The 17,859-nt window shown below is 69.0% G+C and carries 10 protein-coding genes and 2 pseudogenes; 7 read left to right on the forward strand and 5 right to left on the reverse strand.

All coding sequences use genetic code 11. The features are described 5' to 3' along the window. Together ACFWWR_RS46050 and ACFWWR_RS46055 are read left to right on the forward strand one after the other, a co-directional pair. Window positions 1-100 (forward strand): annotated as a pseudogene (locus ACFWWR_RS46050) (IS481 family transposase); the annotation flags it as partial. Beyond that, a pseudogene (locus ACFWWR_RS46055) lies at window positions 94-282 on the forward strand (hypothetical protein); the annotation flags it as partial. The pseudogenes ACFWWR_RS46050 and ACFWWR_RS46055, both read left to right, overlap by 7 nt. 797 nt (window positions 283-1,079) lie before the next feature. Here ACFWWR_RS46055 and ACFWWR_RS46060 read toward each other — a convergent pair. After that, a complete protein-coding gene (locus ACFWWR_RS46060) occupies window positions 1,080-1,379 on the reverse strand; it encodes a hypothetical protein (RefSeq protein ID WP_384310305.1) in 300 nt (99 codons plus the stop codon). Window positions 1,380-1,791: 412 nt separating this feature from the next. Here ACFWWR_RS46060 and ACFWWR_RS46065 point away from each other — a divergent pair, with 412 nt between their 5' ends. After that, window positions 1,792-9,102: an FG-GAP-like repeat-containing protein gene (locus tag ACFWWR_RS46065; protein ID WP_384310328.1), complete on the forward strand. Its 7,311-nt coding sequence runs from the start codon at window positions 1,792-1,794 to the stop codon at window positions 9,100-9,102. Window positions 9,103-9,207: 105 nt separating this feature from the next. On the opposite strand, the gene ACFWWR_RS46070 is transcribed toward ACFWWR_RS46065, so the two are convergent. From ACFWWR_RS46070 to ACFWWR_RS46080, 3 genes are all read right to left on the reverse strand, one after another. Further along, on the reverse strand, window positions 9,208-9,801 hold the full coding sequence (locus ACFWWR_RS46070) for a hypothetical protein (RefSeq protein ID WP_384310308.1): 594 nt from the start codon (window positions 9,799-9,801) through the stop codon (window positions 9,208-9,210). Further along, on the reverse strand, window positions 9,798-11,426 hold the full coding sequence (locus tag ACFWWR_RS46075) for a hypothetical protein (RefSeq protein ID WP_384310311.1): 1,629 nt from the start codon (window positions 11,424-11,426) through the stop codon (window positions 9,798-9,800). The genes ACFWWR_RS46070 and ACFWWR_RS46075 overlap by 4 nt, the downstream gene beginning before the upstream one ends. 553 nt (window positions 11,427-11,979) lie before the next feature. Then, window positions 11,980-13,341: a hypothetical protein gene (locus ACFWWR_RS46080; RefSeq protein ID WP_384310314.1), complete on the reverse strand. Its 1,362-nt coding sequence runs from the start codon at window positions 13,339-13,341 to the stop codon at window positions 11,980-11,982. 32 nt (window positions 13,342-13,373) lie between these two features. Here ACFWWR_RS46080 and ACFWWR_RS46085 point away from each other — a divergent pair, with 32 nt between their 5' ends. Beyond that, the gene (locus ACFWWR_RS46085) at window positions 13,374-13,565 is read left to right on the forward strand and encodes a hypothetical protein (protein WP_384310317.1); all 192 of its coding nucleotides are present in this window, start codon (window positions 13,374-13,376) and stop codon (window positions 13,563-13,565) included. A gap of 211 nt (window positions 13,566-13,776) precedes the next feature. Here ACFWWR_RS46085 and ACFWWR_RS46090 read toward each other — a convergent pair whose 3' ends face one another. Beyond that, entirely contained in the window at window positions 13,777-15,189 is a 1,413-nt protein-coding gene (locus ACFWWR_RS46090; protein ID WP_384310319.1) for an integrase, read from the reverse strand. A gap of 256 nt (window positions 15,190-15,445) precedes the next feature. On the opposite strand from ACFWWR_RS46090, the gene ACFWWR_RS46095 reads away from it, so the two are divergent. The 3 genes from ACFWWR_RS46095 to ACFWWR_RS46105 all read left to right on the forward strand — a co-directional run bounded on the left by ACFWWR_RS46095 (window position 15,446) and on the right by ACFWWR_RS46105 (window position 17,717). Beyond that, complete coding sequence (locus ACFWWR_RS46095) at window positions 15,446-16,345, forward strand: hypothetical protein (protein WP_384310322.1); 900 nt, start codon at window positions 15,446-15,448, stop codon at window positions 16,343-16,345. A 183-nt stretch (window positions 16,346-16,528) separates the two neighbouring features. Continuing rightward, window positions 16,529-16,867, forward strand: coding sequence for a hypothetical protein (locus ACFWWR_RS46100; protein WP_384310324.1), 339 nt, complete (start codon window positions 16,529-16,531; stop codon window positions 16,865-16,867). Between the two features lie 133 nt (window positions 16,868-17,000). Further along, window positions 17,001-17,717 carry a hypothetical protein gene (locus ACFWWR_RS46105; protein WP_384310326.1) on the forward strand — a complete coding sequence of 239 codons (717 nt, stop codon included), beginning with the start codon at window positions 17,001-17,003 and terminating at the stop codon, window positions 17,715-17,717. Window positions 17,718-17,859 lie beyond the last annotated feature (142 nt).

The raw sequence follows: 17,859 nt of genomic DNA on the forward strand, positions 1-17,859 counted from the left end.
AGACTTCCTGCACACCTACAACCACCACCGCTGCCACACCGCACTCGGAGGCAAGCCACCCATCAGCCGTGTGAACAACGCTGCGGGTCAATACAGCTAGCGGTCAACGACATAGGTCGGGTGGTACTGCGCACCACCGAGCCGCTGGCGCTCGACGACTACGCAGCCCACCGCCGCACCGGATCGTTCTTGTTGATCGACCCGGCCGATGGCACCACCCTCACCGCAGGCATGGCGGGTGAGGCCTTCGACACCCCACTACAGGGACACGCGAAGAAATAGCGCCGTTGGAGCGGTAGCGGCTGAGTCCGGTTGATCCCCGACCGGCGACTCTCCGCACGCTGTCGGCGTGCACGGGAACGCTTATCGGCTCTGTCGCTGATTTGTTGACGACGAGAGCGGTCCGGCGGTGGGCTGCGTAGTCGCACTACCGCAGGTACCCCCGGTGCGGCCAGCGCCGTCGTCGCCTCCACCAGCATCCCCTCCTCCTATTTCCGCGCTGCCGCGGAACCGTACCGCTACACCTGATATGCGTGCAGCGACTTCCTCGCAATCGTGAGAGGAAGTCGTAGCCACCGGGTGCCAGGCTTGCACGCAAAGCACCTGACGCCCCAAGTACCACCCCAGTCGGCACTTGCCAATTAGCGGCCCGGCGGCGTTCCAAGGCCGAGTGCACCTGCTACTCAGGGGCGACAGCGACGAACCCGCCGCCGAACCAAGACAATGCGGCGGTCAGCGCGCAGGTTCCCGGCTACCGCCGTCCGAGAATCTACGAACACACGCGCTTTCGAACGTGCGGCGCAGAAGATCCGCCGCCAGGAGCAGGGCCACCAGTACGCCGAAGCCCAGCTCGTCGCGCTCGGAGCGCCCGTGCCGCGGGCTGGCTGCAGCCCGACGGTCTGGCTCCGGGATGCCCTGGTCGCGGTCGGTGCCCGCAACGTACGGCACCGCGGCGCGCACCGCTTCTGCTGACAGTTCCCATGTGTTGCCGCCTGACCGACGACGCTAGCAGAGCGAGAACCGGTCACCGATGAATGTCGGTCCAAGACGACCTGGCGCTCGATGACTTGGCCGAGGTGTCAAACGCCCCCGACTGCGGCGGGCGGCACTCCTGGCGGTCGGCCCAGTACCCCACTTCCCTCCTGGGCGGGATGAGCCGTCTGTAGACCGCCGTCGGGCAGATCCGCGCCACGCCCGTTGTCCAGGGCACCGCCCGCGCCGTTGCGACCGCCTACGAACAGCATGTACTCGGGGTGCAGGACCGACTGACAGGAGAGCAGCCGCCACGGATCGCTGAGCACGGGGGCCACGATGATGTCGTTCCCCACCTCGGCCATGGCCGCGACCGAGCGGTGGAGACTCACCCTGGTCCGCCGCAACGCCGTGTCAAGCTCTCGGGGTCGAAAGCCCGCTGGTATGTGTCGTGTTGAAACTGTCCACCAGCAGTGGAGGAAGACACCGTCGTCGAGATCGTTGAGCAGCCTGCGGGCGATGGTCGATTCTCATGAACTGGACGTGCTGTTGAGGAAGACGATCCGGTCGGTGGTACAGACGATGTCGACGGCCAGGCCTCAATCGAGGGACAGGCTGAATGAGGGCTGGCGGCCTGGATCTGCTTCCTCGACTCTGGTAGCGGCCTGTGTTGGCCGCGGCGAAGTGGGGGGGGCGGTCATGGGATCAATCTCCGTTGCGGACACTCTCATCACGGTGATCGCCCTATTGGCGGTCTGCTCTCTCTACTTCACAGGGCGCCGGTACCGGGTATGTCGAGGCGCCTTGATCGTGGTCCTCATGGTGATCGTGGGTGTCGGAGCTGTAGTGCCGGGTGTGCAGGCTCCGAGGCAGACGCGAGCGGACGCCGCGAGCCGACAGGCCGCGCCGGGAGGCTTGGACATCCAGCCCACTGCCACTGGATCCTTCACGCACTCTCTCCCGATCGAGATACCGCGCTTCCATGGCCTAGAGCCTCCCGTCGCCTTGGACTACGACTCCGCTTCCAGTAACGGAGACGTGGGTATGGGATGGCGGCTGACCGCGGGCTCCATCATCAACCGCACCGGCGCGCACGGAGGTCTGGCCCGCCATGATGGCTCGGACGTCTTCCGCCTCGATGGGATGGAACTGATCGCCTGCGCACCATCGTGCACAACGGGTGGCACGCATGAGACGTATCAACACACTTATGAGCGCATTGTGTTTGCCGACGGGCGCTGGACGCGGCATCAGCGCAACGGCACACGCCTGGTGTACGAAGCCATCGGCGAAAACCCGGACCGCTCCGCCCAGTGGTCGCTGCATCGGGTCGTCGATTCTCACGGCAACACCGTGACGTACCAATACGACTGCTCGGGTGTCTGCCGGGTGGAGCGGATCACCTACGCCGCACTGGCTGTGGACTGCAGCGCGCCGGGACAGCCAGCATGCAGGTCCGGCGCAGAGATCCTGTTCGTCCGGGAACTGCGTCCCGACATCGTCGTTCGCACAACCAGCAGGGGCAGTCGGCAGATCCGTACTCGACTCAAGACCGTCGCCGTACGCATGGACGGGCAGCTCGTCACCGCGTACGCCCTGCGGTACAAGACCAGTACCCTCACCGGAAACTCGGTGCTCAGCTCCCTCCAGCGCTTCGCTGGTGATGCCACGGTGGCTGCGGATGGCACGGTCACCGCGGGCCCGACCCCTCCCTTGCCGGCAACCACGTTCACCACCTCGTCCATGACGGGCCCAGCTGGGGGGTGGGCCGCGCCGCCTGTCGTCAGCGCACCGTTGCAGGTGACGGCCGCGCCGGGAAACCGCGAGTTCCCCAGTGTGGAGACCACCGTGCGCGGCAACACAGGCCAGTGCGTCGACCCGCATGGACGCGGCTGCCGGAATGTGACCACAGACCCCGTCTATGGGGACTTCAACGGAGACCGGCTCATCGACGTCGCCGCGTGGGAGGGCGGTGCTCTCGGATGCGGGTCGCTCATCGCTCGTCTCGGCACGAGCGGCAGCTGGGGTGCGAACGCTGTCACCTCTCTCGCCGCTCATGCGTCGGAGAGGAAATGCCCGCGCAGCGGATACGTGACGGATGTGAACGGGGACAGCGCGGACGACATCGTGATGATGTCGTTGACCGGCCATGTGGTCACTGCCGTGTCCCGCCGCGACGGGCGGTTCACCATCGACGACCGTGCCTTAGTCCCCCCATGGTCCCCGTTTCGGCCTGTGACCTGCGCGACCGGTGACCTCAACGGGGATGGTCTGGGTGACATGGCCTGCCAGCACCATGGGCGCCTCGGGATCTTGTACGCCACGCCAGAAGGGACGTGGCGTGCCACCGATCTCCCGGTACCGCCCGATGTGCGGGACGCACAGGCCGACCGGCTCGCCATCGGTGACGTCGACGCCAGCGGAACAGGCGATGTCATGCTGGTTGGCCGAGTCGCCCCAGGCCTTCCCGCTGCAGGCACGGTCACACTGATCACCGGTGTAACCGCGCCCGACGGAGCCGTCACCACATGGCAAAGCACCCCCACCACATGGCGTCGCTCGGCCCTCGCCCCCTGGCAGTTCAGCCCGGGAGACCTCGACGCAGACGGCCGCGCCGATTTCATCCTGCACAGCAGCCCAGACAGCACCACCAAGGTTCTGACCGCACTGTCCAGGAAAGGCACGACCCTCGCCCTGGATCCCCGGCCGGAGATCACCGTGGCAAGCCGGTACGTGACGACAGGCGACGCAGACGCCGACGGCCGTGACGACCTGATCACCGGCAGCCCGCCCGGATACCTGCGCTCGCTCGGAGACGGGACCTTTGCCGAACGAGAAGACCTCGGCACACGTGACCCGCAGAGCAGGGCCTGCGCCGGGGACTGGGAGCGCCTATCAGCTGCGGATGTGAACGGGGACGGGCAGGCCGACCTGATATGCCACACGCACGAACAGGTGAACGCGCAACCCCGGTATAGCGTCTGGGCCCAGGCTTCCCACGTCGCGCCGCCGGCCCCGCACCGCTGGCAGCCCTTCGACCACAACGGAGACGGCCGCCAGGACTTGTACGCGATATACAACCGCAACCCCGGCGTTGAGATCTACACCCTGACCGCTCAGCCGGGCGGCGGCTACCTGCCAGACCATAAGCCGGTCGACCTGCCTGTGGACGTTGCTGACACCAGCCGGTGGCTCGCGGCCGACGTCGCGGGCCCGGCTGGCGGAGCCGACGGCCGCACCGACTTGGTCCTTGTCGCCCGCGACACCCCGTGCGCCAATTGCGAACCGACTTTGGCCCTCACCACGCTGGTTTCCACCGGGCAAGGCTGGGACGCCCACCACACCTATCCCTGGCGCAAGAACGGCACCATCGCTCCGTACGACGCACCGGAACTACACACATGGCGCACCGCGGAACTCGACGGCGACGGCGCGGCCGACCTGGTGTACTTCCGGGCCGTGCCGGGCGGGGTGCGCATGGAGACGTTGCGGTCGCAGGGCGATGGCACCTGGACGTCCGCCGCCGATGACCGGTTCACCTCGAACACGGTCCCAGGCGGTCCCCTGACCCGCCCTGACGTGCAGGGCTTCCGCACAATGGACCTCAACAATGACCACATCGATGACTTCGTCCACGTCGAGACCGGGGGAGGCCCGACCAACGGCTACCGCGTCGTGCGCAGCCTGCTGTCCACGGCGCCAGGCGGGTGGCAGGAGGAAACCGAGCGGACCTTCGCGGCGACCGATTCCACCCTCGCCCTTGGGCTGCAGCCTTCGGACGTCAACGGCGACGGGATCCAGGACCTGGCCCGGCCAGTGGTACATGACGGCTGCGTGCGCCTGGAGCACCAACTGCGCCATCCGAGCGGCTGGTCCACGCCTGTTCTCGCCAGCGCTCCGTCTCCATGCACGGCCAGCAAGGGCCTCGAGGACCGCAAGAACCTGCGCTTGGCGGACGTCAACCAAGACGGCCGCACGGACGTCTACCACCTGTCCCGCGTCGCCGCCGGGGCCGCCGCTCAGGGCACAGTCTCCACGCTGATCAATACCGGCGACCCTGCCCACCCGGAGAAATGGCGCTGGATCGACCAGCCCGGCGTACCCGCACCCGAGCCAGACAGCTGGGCCTGGACCATGCTCGACGGCGACCACGACGGCGTCGCCGAACTGGCCCACTTCGGCGGCGCGGACCCCACCGCCCTGCGCACCCTGCGCTGGCAGGCGGGCGACGACCGGCTGACCGCCATCGACAACGGACTGGGAGCTGTGACGAGCATCCGCTACGCCGCCCGGGCCGAAGCCCGCTCCTATCTGCCAGCCGGCCTACTTCCCGTCACCGTCGACGAGATCACCGTGACCGACTCCGCGCATGAGCCGCCTGTGCGGGCCCGCGCACAGTTCAGTTACGCAGGCGCCTTGTGGTCGAACCGGTACAGCATGCTCGTCGGCTACGGCAGCATCCGAGCCGACCAGGGCGACGGCATCGTCACGACTGGCCGGGACCTGAGCGAGGCCTGCGGGGCCCGCGTTGCCGCTACTGCACTGGAAGTGCCCGGCCGCGGCATAATTTATAAGACGTCGGTGGCCTTCTCCGATCCCGGCACCGGTGCCCCTTACACCTGTCTGCCGGACACGATCCGGCACCGCACGTGCGAACTGACATCCAACTGCCAGGAAAAGCGCACCGTCCTGGGCTACGACGCGTACGGCAACACGGTCTCAGTAGAGGAAACAGCCGGCTCTCTGCGCCGCCGCATCGAAACTCCCGTGCACCCGAACACCACGGACTACATCGTCAACCGGCCCTACAAACACGACGTCCTCATGGCGACCTCGCCGCCGCGGAGTACGCCCACCACGTGGGAGCCCGTCGCCCGCACCCTGTTCGGCTACGACGACGGCACCTGGGAACAGCCACCCGCCCGGCACGGGGACTTGACCCGGATCACCGCGTTCTCCGACCTCGGCACAGACACGGCCTCCGAGACCTTCCTGCAGTACGACTCCTTCGGCAATCTCACACGCACCCAGAACCCGACGGGCATCGCCACCACGAGCAAGTACGACCCCGGGCGCGGCCTGTTCCCCGAGTCCCAATGCACCCCCGTCGGCTGCACCACCCTGCACTGGGATGAGGCCCGCGGTCTGCTACGCACCGTCACCAACCTCAACGGCCGCACGGTGACATCCACCTATGACCCCCACGGCCGCCTCCTCACCACCACGGGACCCGACCGAACCACGACCGTCAGCTACCTGGACTTCGGCACATTCACTGGACCGGACACAGCCCGCCAGCGAATCCGCACGGAAACCAGCGACGGCAGCGGCAGCGACCAAGTGCTGTGGAACGAGACACTTTTTGACGGCCTGGGACGCACATACCGGACTCGGGCGGAAGGCACCACTGCTTCGCCACAGGACGTCATCGTCACGGACACCGAGTACGCGGACGCCTCCAGCCGCCCGTCCGCCGCCTCCCTGCCCCGCACAGCGAGCCAGAGCCCACGGTGGACGCACTACGCCTACGACGCGGCCCACCGTCTGACCACCCTCACCCACCCCGGCCCTGGAGACACCCTTGGCCGCGCCTACCAGCCTGGCCAGATCGAAGACCGCGACGAGACCGGCAACGTGACCACAACCCGTTACGACGGACTCGGCCGCGTCAAAGGCGTCGACCAACACGTGCGCCTGTGCCCCACCTGCTCCCGGTCCACGCTGAGTACCACCTACGACTACGACCTCCTCGACCAGTTGACCACCGTCACCAACGCCCTCGGTCAGCAGACGACAATCACCCGCGATGCACTCAGCCGCCCCACCGCCATCACCGACCCCGACCGGGGGCTGCGCACGCTGAAATGGCGGGCCGACGGCCTGCTCGACACGGAAACCGACGCCCGCGGCACCCACACTTGGGGCTATGACGCGGCAGGCCGCCCCACCATCCTCAAAGAGGTCTCCCCGAAGGACGACGCCCACATCTCCAAATGGATCTACGACCGCGACCCCCGCACCGGTCAGACCCAGGGCGACAGCGTCGGCCGGCTGATCCTGGCTGCCTACAGCACAGGGCCACTCGGCGCAGTCACCGGCAGCGACCGCACTTGGTACGACGCCGCCGGACGCCCCACGCGCAGCAGGACTTGCGTCGACGACGTCTGCCAGGCCATGGGATACGCCTACGACGCTGCTGGACGCCTCAGCGACCTGCACTATCCAGATCCACGCGACCCCGATGGCGAACACGTCCGCTACCGCTATGACAACTCCGGTCGCCTCGTCTCCGTCGGCTCCTACCTCACCGACATCCGCCGCGACGCAGCTGGCCACGCGACACAACAGGCCTACGGCAACGGCCTCCAGGAAGGCTTCACGTACGACCCCGACCGCCAGTGGCTCACCAGCCACACCCTCACGTCACCGCAAAAGCCGACCGCGCCCCTGTACACGGCCGACTACCCCGACCGCGACGCCACGGGACGCATCACCCGAACCGTCACCAACAATCCCACAACGACCAATCCGCAGCCCGAAACACAAACGTACAGCTACGACGAGCTCGGACGCCTGATCACGCACACCAGCAGCACGACGTCCGGCGCCCCCTCAACGTCGTATGCGTACGACAAGATCGGACGCATCACGGACGCACCGGCCGCAGGCACCTACAGCTACGGTGACCCTGCACACCTACACGCCGTGACGTCCACGTCCGCCGGACACCAGCGCACCTACGACGAGGCTGGGCAGCTCACGACACTGAAAGATCCCTCAGGCCGTCAGCTCACGATGGACTGGCTACCGAACGGCATGCCCGGCCGATTCCACGACGGCGTAACAGACAGCAGCTATGCCTACGACACCAGCGGACAACTGGTGAAACACACTGCTCAACAGAACACGACGCGCTTCTTCGGACGTTTCCTTGAGCAGTCGCCCGCAGGCTTGACCCGCTACTACTGGGCAGGCAACCAGCTCATCGCCACGCGCGACCCGAGCGGCGACGTGTCCTATCTGCTCCAGGACCATCAACATTCCACCCGCGTCGTCACCGATTCCCAACAGCGCGTCACGGCCCGCCACAATTACGCGCCGTTCGGAGCAGAACGTGCGGACAGCTTGCAGAGCCCTGAGCGACACCGCTGGCAGGGCCACCGCAGCGACCCCGCGAGCGGACTCATCTACATGAATGCCCGCTTCTATGACCCGGAACTCGGCCAATTTACAGCTCCCGACACCATCATTCCCGGTATTACACGACCGCAGGCGCTCAACCGATACGGCTACGGCAGCGCGGATCCCGTCAATACCTGGGATCCGACTGGTCACGTGGAACAGGCAGCCGGAGAGCAAGAACACCGGAAGATGCAAGACTTCGAGCCCGCAGACCAATGCCTCTGCGCGAAGGCCGCCGCACCGGACGCGCAGGCCATGCTGGACGGCGGCCACCCGCTTAGTCCTCCTCAAGAAGTGACCTTCCGAGACGACGAAGGCCTTGAGATCGTCGTGGATGGCGGAGAGGAGGGAAACATGGAGGGTCGAGAAGTGGAACTTACGGACGAGGAGGGTCTGACGGTGACCGTCCCAGGCGAACCCGGCGAGGACGGCGACCCCGGCGAGGACGGGACAGCTGCTGCCCCCGAGCCCGATCTCGACACCGCCGACAGGACCGAGACAGAGAAGGGTTTCTTTGAGGACACCAGCTCAGGCGACGTATTCGTATGGGGCGGAGGACATGTTCGAAAGCCAGCGGCCGTCGAAAGTGAGGTGCTGTTCGTAGGAGGAGCGAACGACGAGGGCTGGTATGGCGGCTACATCTATGCAGTCGGTCTGCAACTGGACCTCGGTGTGCACATCACAATTCTCGGCGGCCGCGAACGGACCTGGACACAGCCCTGGGGAGGTGGAGACGTCAAGCAGGAAGCCAAGCCGATTGGGATGGTGGACATCTCTTTCGACAAATACAGTGTCGGCGCTTACATAACCGAATTCTCACCCAAGGGAATCGGAGTGTTCGTTGGCGCGAGCGCGAAATTCGCTGCTGCCGGTGTAGGTTTCAACCTACAGGCTGTCACGACGGCCCTTCGGTACTACGGGATGATGCCTACACCGAAAGCACCGTAGCAATCATCCATACCGCAAGGCACTGCTACTGAACTTGAATTCGTGATGTCGGTCCGATCGTGGTGTCGTGCAGATCGGAAACCGCTGGGCGCTGGCCGTCCGGAATCAAGGGCGTGGCTGCAGCCAGTGACGCGCGGCGGCCAATGTCACCTCGATGTCGTCGCTCGGGCTCGGCGCTACGGGCGCCGCCTGGCGCCGACCGGCGAGGTCCGAGACGCCCGTGCGTGCGGCCATCTGCTCTTCCAGGGCCGCGTTGGTTTCCTTGAGCCGGTGGTTCTCGACCTCCAGGACCTGGACGATCCGGGCCAGGAGCTGGGCCTGGGAGCGCAGGTCGTCGCGTTCGGTGCGGACGCGCGCCAGGTCCTCTTGCTGCTTGCGGCCGCGGGCCCGCGCGGCTTCGGAGACCGGTTCGGGACTGTGGCCGCGGGCCTTGACCAAGGCGTAGAACAGGTCCTTGAGGCCGGTGTGCTTGTGGGTGAGCTTGTTGCGCCGCAGCCCGGCCTCGACGGCGAGGGACACGATAGTCAGTTTGCCGTCGGAGTGCAGCGGGGCGCCGATCAGCAGGCGGACCATGGCGTCGGTGATGGCCTTCACCTCCGCGACGTCCTCGGAGCCGCTGTCGGCGTGCGCGTGGGCGAGGGCCTGACCGACGAGCTGGGCCAGGGCCGCGCTAGCGCGCGGCTCGTTAGGGGCGCTCATCGTGGTTCCTCGGGGTCGTCTGCGCCTGGCTGTTGGGCGTGGTGGCGGTGGATGATGTCGGTGAGGTGGGCTCGTCGCTGCTGTTCGCGGGCCGCGATGGGGTAGGGGTCGAAGCCGGCTTCGGCGGCGGCGTCGATCCGCGCGACCTCGGCCCGCAGCATGGTGATCTGGCTGTCGGTGCGGCTGATGTTCGCGCACGCCGGATGGCAGCGGGAGTGGTCCGGGGTGCTCCGGCCGCCGTCGCGTGCCCGGTCGCGGTCCGGGGTGCACAAGGCGGTGAACGCGTCGTGGTTGCAGGTCAGGAAGGCTTTGGGGTCCTCGTAGACCTGGAGGCGGGGGTTGGCGACCAGCGCGCGCAGCTCGCGTTTGCCGAGGTAGGTCCCGGCGTAGCGGTCGGAGAACTCGGCGGCTGCGGCGCGGTAGCGGTCGGCGGCGGGTCCGCTGACCGTCTCGCCGGCGGCGATGCGCTCGCCGGGCTCAGTGAGGGTCTCGGCCAGGGCCAGGCCCTTCTCCTGGTCCAGGACGTCGAGCATGTCGGCCTTGGAGCGGCCGGCGTACGACTCGGACATGGCGGTGGCCGCGTGGCCGTACTGCACCGCGAGGGCGATCCGGCCGCCGGGCTGGCGGTAGATGAACCAGGCGATGGTGCGGCGGAAGCGGCGCAGGGCGACGGCGCCGTCGGGGTCGGTCGGGATCAGTTCGTGAGGGCGGCCGTGGGCGGCGGCGAGCTGGTTGGCCCAGGTGGTAAAGGCGCGGATGCGCTCCACCGCGGCGTCCGAGGACAGGCCGGTGCGGTCCATGATCGTGGGCCTCGCGCCGCGGAAGAGGGTGCGGGTGAACAACTGCTCGCCCTCTTCGAGCTGTTCGGCGACGGCGATGGCCCGGGCGACGGGCTCCAGCACGATCCACGGATCCGCGCGCATCTCGCCTTCGGGGATCGCGTTGCCGTCCTCGTCCAGGACGCCCTTGAAGTGCCGGCCGCGTACCTCGTAGCGCACGGTCCCGTCGTCGCGTTCGGTACGGGTGCAGCAGCCGCGGCGCAGGGCCAGGACCTCTTCGGGGCGCATCCCGGAAAGGTACGAGCAGCAGATCAGCACGGCGGTGGACAGGTGCAGCACCAGGGTGTCGACGTCATCGAAGCCGAGCGTCGGCGTCCAGGGGGCGTGGCCGATCCGCGCGGAGACCGGCACGTCGAGCACCGGGCCGGGGCCGAAGTCCTCCGCGGTGAGCTCGTCGCGCAAGGACTGGCGGGCGGCGGCGACCTGGCCGGTGCTGACGCCGAGGGTGGCCGCCAGGAAGGTGTTGGCCATCGGCGGCAGCGGGCCCTCGTACTTGGCGGACACGGCGGTGGCGCCCGGGGCGTGGCTGGCGGGCAGCCGCTGCCCGGCCGCGAGTAGGCCGCGCAGGTAGGCACGAGCCTTGTCGATGCCGCCGGGGACGGCCTGGGCGGGAAGAGAGTCGAGCAGTCGGCGGTGCTCGCGGGCGGCGACCAGGATGTCGCCCGAGAGGTCCAGGACGGTACGCAGCGCCCACACCAGCAGCGGGGCCATGACAGCCGGGTGCACGATCGGGATGTTGTTCTCGCCGTCGAGGGTGTCGTCGTTGGTGCCGAGGAAGTCGGACATGACCGCGGCCGGGTCCTCCCAGGGCGGCATGACCAGCCGTCGCGCTCGGGCAGGTAGGGGGCGTACGCCCACAGCCGCGAGATGACCCACAGGGTCTTGGCGTCGGTGCGCCAGCGGCGTCCACTGGGGCGCAGCTGCTCGGCGTACTCCTGAAGGTCGTCGGCCGTGACCTGGGCGAGCTCCGTGATGTCGCGGTCGGTGAGCCAGGAGGCGAAGCGGATCCAGACCAGGAAGTAGTGGCGCAGGCTGGCCGGTTGGGTCACCGAGCGCGAAGCCCGCTGCTGGAGCAGGACGGCTGGTGTCGGCACGTTCAGCTCGGCGAAAGCCGCGCGCATCAGCGCCGGCCGTAGTGCGGCGGGGCACCGGCTCCAGTCGATGACCAGGGAGCGGTGCGTCTCCTTGCGGCTCATCAGTGCCAGCCGCCAGGCCAGGTCGCCGAAGCGCGGCAGCTGCGCCGGGGCGAAGCCGGGCCGCAGGCGGGCGAAGGGCAGGACGAACGCATCGGGCGCCGGGTCGATCACTCCCGGGCCGGCCGGGTCGGCGGAGGGGGTGGTCACGGGTCGAGCCTCCTCTCCAGCATCGCGTGAATCAGCTCCCGGTCCGGCTCGCTCGCGGCGGCGACGAGGCGGGGCCTGCTGTCGGTGGTGGTGTAGGTGGTCAGGAAGTCGCCGATCCGGGCGTGGTGGGTAGCCCAGTCCGCGGCCCACACCGCGGGGGACACCGCTGAGCGCAGCGACTCCAGCGCCTGGTGGAGGTAGGCGATGCGGGGCAGGTCGCGGCCGGTGGCCACCGCGTTGCGGCAGGCGAAGCACAGCAGGAACGACACCGCGCACGGCGTCCCGGCCGCGCTGTGGTCGGAGTTGAGGAAGTCCGCGCACGAGGCGACCGGGGTGCGCAGCCGGCTGGCCACGATCCTGCGGGCCACCTCGATGTCGACTTCGGCCTCCTTGGCCACGAGTTCGGCAGCTTCCTCGGTGTCGCCGTCGGCCTGGTCGACCAGCCGCATGGCCACCGTCTGCCGGGCGGAGGCGAGGGCCTGGGCGAGCCCGAGTTCGACCGCGCCGCGCGAGGCGTCGCGGACCTCTTCGTCCAGGAGCTGGTAGTCCCGCTCGTGGGTGCTCTGGGTGTTGTTGCGCGGCCGGCCGTGGTGTGCCTGGGCGCTGTGCCGCAGCGCCTGGGCGTGGATGCGCTGCGGGAGGACCACGCTGTCGGCGCGGGCTTGCTGCTGCCAGCGCCGGATCGCCCCGTCCAGAGCGTTGCCGGTGGCGTAGTCGCGCAGGTTCTCGCCGCCGCCCAAACCGCGATGGCCGACCAGCAGCTTGGCCGTGGGGCGGCCGAGCAGATCCAGGGTCGCCCTCGCCTGCGCGGTCAGCTCCAGGACGTGGCGCAGGGCACGGCCGCTGGAGCCCTCGCCGACGTCGACGAGGGTGTTGCTGGCATGCCGGCGCCGGCCGCGCCGGGCCTTGTCCGTGTCGACCTGGTGCACCGCCGGGTCATCGCGGTCTGCGTTCGGCCACCAGAACGGCACGTCCATCTTCTTGAGGACCGAGAGGTTCCACGCCTCGTGCACGATCAGCAGCACGGCCGCCGCCCCGATCTCGTCCGGCGTCGGGAACAGCCGGGTCAGCGAGGCGGCGTTGCCCTCGAAGCCGAGTGCGCGCTCCGCGTACGCCGTCACGGAGTGGTCGTTGCTGCTGCAGTAGCGCGGCAGGTCGCCGGTGCGAGCCAGCACGTCCAGCACCTCGCCGACCGCCCAGTCGCCGTCCCCCATCTCGATCGCCCCTGCGCGCCAGCGCTCCAGCACCGCGGTGTTCGCCGCGATCCGCAGCCGGGCGGCACGCACCGTCGCGGCGGCCGCGGTCCGGATCGTCTTCAGCTCCTCGCGGGTGTGGGCCTCCTTGCGCCCGCCGGCCACGGCGGGCTGGCGGGCGCCGCCTCGGCGCCTCCATGAACACCCGCGTCGCCTCCGGCACCCCGGGCGCCCGACGGACGACGGCGGCCAGGACCCGGCGGACGTGGATGTCGCCGGTCCACTTCTTCCACCACTCCACCGTGATCTGCCCGGTCGCGGTGACGGGCGGCTCGGCCGCCGCGGCCTCCTTGAAGAACAGCCGCAGCGTCCGGGCGTTGGTCCGGTAGGTGTCCTCGCTGCCCCATCCCCGCCCCTGCGCCGCCAGCGCGGCCACCAGGACCCGGCGGAAGTCCACCGGCCCAGGACTGTCCCGGAAGTCCCACACGCCCAGCGGCTTCCCGGCGCCGCTGACCGGGCGCAGCACCAACCCGTTCGCATCCAGCACCGGCGCCTTGCGGAAGCCGCTCGGCGGCAGCGCCGCCCGACGGCCCCGGCCACTCACGCCGCGTCCAGGATCAGACCGGTGCGCGCCGCCAGCTCCGCGATCTTCTCCGCGTTGACCGGGTTGTCGTCGTCGTTGAGCAGCGACTCCAGCTGCAGACCGCGCACCGGCTCCAGGTACACGTCCCGGGTCACCTGCTCGCTGCGGTGCCCGAGCATGTCCTTGACCATCAGCCAGACCTGCCCGTACACCTCCTCGTAGTGCAGGCGCTGAGCCGGCGTCAGCCCGAGCCGGCGGTCCAGCGCGTTGTGCAGCGAGATCAGCATCCGCAGGGCCATGGAGTGCCGGAGCATCTTCGGGGTCGCGAAGACCTCGAGGCCCGCGGCGGCGCAGCGATCGCTCGCCCGCTCGAAGACCTTCGTCCAGCTCGCGTACTCCATCGGCAGACCGCTCTCCGTCAGCCACAGCATCGCCGGCTCCAGGCCGTCCTCGCCGTCGACGAACAGCCGCATCCGCTCGGCGGCCGTCAGCCGCCCCAGCGCGCTCTCGCCCGACCCGCCGTCCCGGCTCGTCCACCGCAGCCGCCCCGCCCGGGTGACCTCGAGGACGATCCGCAGGCCCGGCAGCCGGTCGTAGACGCCACGCGCCCGGGCGCGGGCCACCGCCAGCGCGCGCGTGCTCATCCGGTAGCCCTCGACGCGCTGGAGCGCCGGGTGGCCGACGTAGAAGGTGTAGCCGGCCCGCTTGGCCACGGCCTGGCCGACCCTGCCCGCGTAGTAGTTCCGGTGCTCGATAGCCGGGAGTTCGCAGGTCAGTAGGGTGCCGCCCTCTCGGCGCCGCAGACCGCTGGAGTACAGCAGGTCAGCGAACGCCGAGTCCCGGCCGGAGCACCGGCCGCGCCACGCCTCGTCCTCCAGACCGCTCGGCAGCATCCCGCCGAGCCCGACGTTGCGCCACAGCCGGAATGCCCGGGGCGACAGCCACTTCACGTCCGAGGTCTTCACGTCCGACGGCGCCGGCAGCGTCACCGGGTTCGCCGGCACGAAGCCGTGCCCGGCCGCGATGTCGTACAGCAGCTTCAGCGCGGCCAGTTCCTTCGCCCAGGTCCCGCCGCCGACCGGCGCGGGGTTCTCCGCTCCCCGCCGGCGCCACGCCTCCCAGTCCTCGACGTCCTCCTCCGACGCCCCGTCCCAGTTCAGCCCGCGCTGCCACAGGAAGGTGAAGAACAACCGGTAGATCGGCGCGTAGGTGAACTGTGTGCCCTGCGCCTTCGCGGAGAACGCGGAGCGCCGGAAGCACTCGCTCAGCCGTGGGTCGACCCGGCCCTCCGGCGAGACGAGGATCGGCTGCTGCTCGCGCAGCCCGAGCGCGCGCTCGCGTGCCTCCAGGTCTCCCCACCCTGCCACCGGCCAGTCAGCAGCGGGCGCTCCGCCATCACCGACCCAGAACAGCCGCCATTCGTAAGCCACTTCGCTCCCTCAGCCGCAACACGACGTGAGGCAACACAGCGTATGTCCACAGAACACTGCTACGTATGGCGGCTCGGCCGAAGCCGGCGTGAGCGGGAGCAGATCAAGCTCGGCCTCCCTGCTCGACAGCCCTATCCCAAGCAGGCCGATCCCGAACGAGTCGGGGTCTGACCGCTCGCAGCTGCGCGGTACGCGCTGCCGCCCCGGCCGTCCCCTCAGGGACTGCCCATCAACCCCCTCTGAAAGGAACCGATCCATGTCGAACCCCAGCCCCCTGTACGTCGACCCGGTCGAGTTCGCCGCGACCCGGCACCGCATTGTCATCAACCTGTCCGGCGGGAAGGACGGACTTGTGGCCGGCCTGATCGCGATGGACGCTGCCCGCCAGGCCGGTGTCGCCGACCGCGTCTGGACCGCCCACGCGAGTCTGGGCCCGATGGAGTGGCCCGCCGTCACCGTGGACGGGGTTCACTGGCCGAGTGCCAGCGAACTCGCAGCACAGCACAGCCAGGCCCTCGGCGTGCCGCCCGAGCGGCACATCGAGGTCCGGCGCAGCCGTGAAGTCGACGGTGAACGGGTGCCATTCGACCTGCTGACTTTCATCGCGGAGCGAGGCGACTGGCCCTGGCTCGGCCGGGCCCGCACCTGCACCGGCCCGTGGAAGACGAAGATGGTGTACCAGGCGTTCACCCCGCAGGTCCGCGCGCTCAGGAAGGAGACGGACGGCCCGCTGATGTTCGCCAACGTGCTCAGGATGCGGGCTGAGGAAAGCACGGAACGCCGCAACCGGGAGATGTGGCGCCGTACGACCGACAACTCGGCCCGGGTCGTCGACGAGTGGCTACCCGCCCACCAGGTCACCACCGAGGAGGTCTGGGAGCGCACGATCAGTGCCGGGCTGCCCTACCACTGGTGCTACGACTCGTACCCCGGCGCCAAGGACCGGCGTGGTTCCAGTCGCTGTTCGTGCTCGGCCCTGCACCCTGGCCAACCACCGCGACCTACTGCTGACCGCCGGGCGCCGCCCGCGGCTCGCCGAACTGTGCGCGCTGGTCGAACGCGTCCGCCAGGTGCCGTTCAACCCGAACACCACCATGGCCGAGGTCATCGCGCTGTCCCGTCGGCGCGACGCCCCGGACCCTGGCGTCGAGGTTGAGGAGACCGAGGACTTCGAGCGGATGGAGCGCGACGTCCACGCCGCCTTACGCAAGCCGCCCACATGGGACTCCAAGGCCCGGACCGGGCCGGGCGAGCTCCTGCACAGCGCCGCCGGGTGCGATGGCTGCAGCTGACCACCACACCGGCGCTCACCCCCATCCGGGAGGGATACTCAATGACGATGACTACGACCCAGCGCATCCTCGACCTCGCTGCGGCGGCACCGGCCAGCCACGGCGAGGACCTAGTGCTGCTCCTGAGCGAGGCGAACGAGCTGTACCAGCAGGGTCTTCAGGACCTGCACCGGGATGTGGCAGCACGTCTCGGCGGGCTGGCCACCGCGGATCTGATGTTCGCCGCGGACACCGCCGGCATGCCCTGTGATCCCTCGCAGGACCGCGACGAGGTGATCCTGCTGCTGGTCCTGGTCGAGTGGGAGATGACGCTGGCCGCCATGGCGTACGCGGAGATGGCCGAGGCCGCCGCGCGCCGCGGGGTCTGCTTGATCCCCGAGGAGTAGGCCGGGAGCCTCAGCGCGGCCGCCGGCGAAAAACTATGAGCCGCGGACTGGACCCCCCTCCGAAACTTCTGCCATTATTTGCTTTGTGAGCCGGGCTGGCCGGCACACTGCTGACAGAACGGACGGTTCTGCCATGACCTCGCGCCGTGAGCCTCGCCTGGCCGACGCTGCCGAGATCGCGGCTGAACAAGGTCTGACGTCCGCCCGGATCAGCCAGTTCTACACCGAGCGCGCGGAGAACACGGCCGGCAAGACGTTCCCCGAGCCTGTCGACAAGCGCGGCCGCGCCCGCCTGTGGGACCACGCGGAGGTCACCGAGTGGTTCGCCCACCGGGCGCCGCCGCGGCTCACGGAACACAGGCCGCCCTCCATCGACCCGGAGACGCTGCTGAACGCCGCGGAGGCCTCGAGGTACCTCGGCTACAAGAACCCCAACCAGGTCACCACCTTCGTGCGCGACCACCCCGGATACTTCCCCGAACCGGACGTCGTCGAAGAGAAGGGCACGGCCGAGAACCCCTACCGCCGGCAGCTCTGGAAGGTGCAGACCCTGCAGGAGTGGATGGCCACCCGGCCCGGCCGCGGCAGACGAGCCGGAGCCAAGGAGGCACCCCCCCTGCCCGACGTTCCCGTCGACGGCGATCCCGACGAGCTCCTGGGGGCGAGCCAGGCGGCCGCGCTGCTGGGGTACAAGAGCGTCGGCTCCTTCTCCAGCAGCCTGTCCCAGGGCAACCTTCCGCTACTGAAGACCACGGACGGGGTTGCCGAGAATGCCGGGCGCCAGAACGGGCGTCGTCGGTGGACGCGCCGGCGCATCCTCGAGCAGGCCGCCCAGCGGTCCAAGAAGTAGTACTGACTTCGGCGTATTAGGGTCTGTCCGGTCTGTCGAGGGCGAGGCCCGTTCCGGCGAGGAATCCGCCGAGGATGCTGTGCCGGTACTGCAGCGCCTTGAGCCGCCTGCGGAGCAGAGTCTCCAACTCGCTGAGGGTGCG

It is taken from the genome of Streptomyces sp. NPDC058678 (assembly GCF_042714835.1).
Taxonomy (GTDB): domain Bacteria; phylum Actinomycetota; class Actinomycetes; order Streptomycetales; family Streptomycetaceae; genus Streptomyces.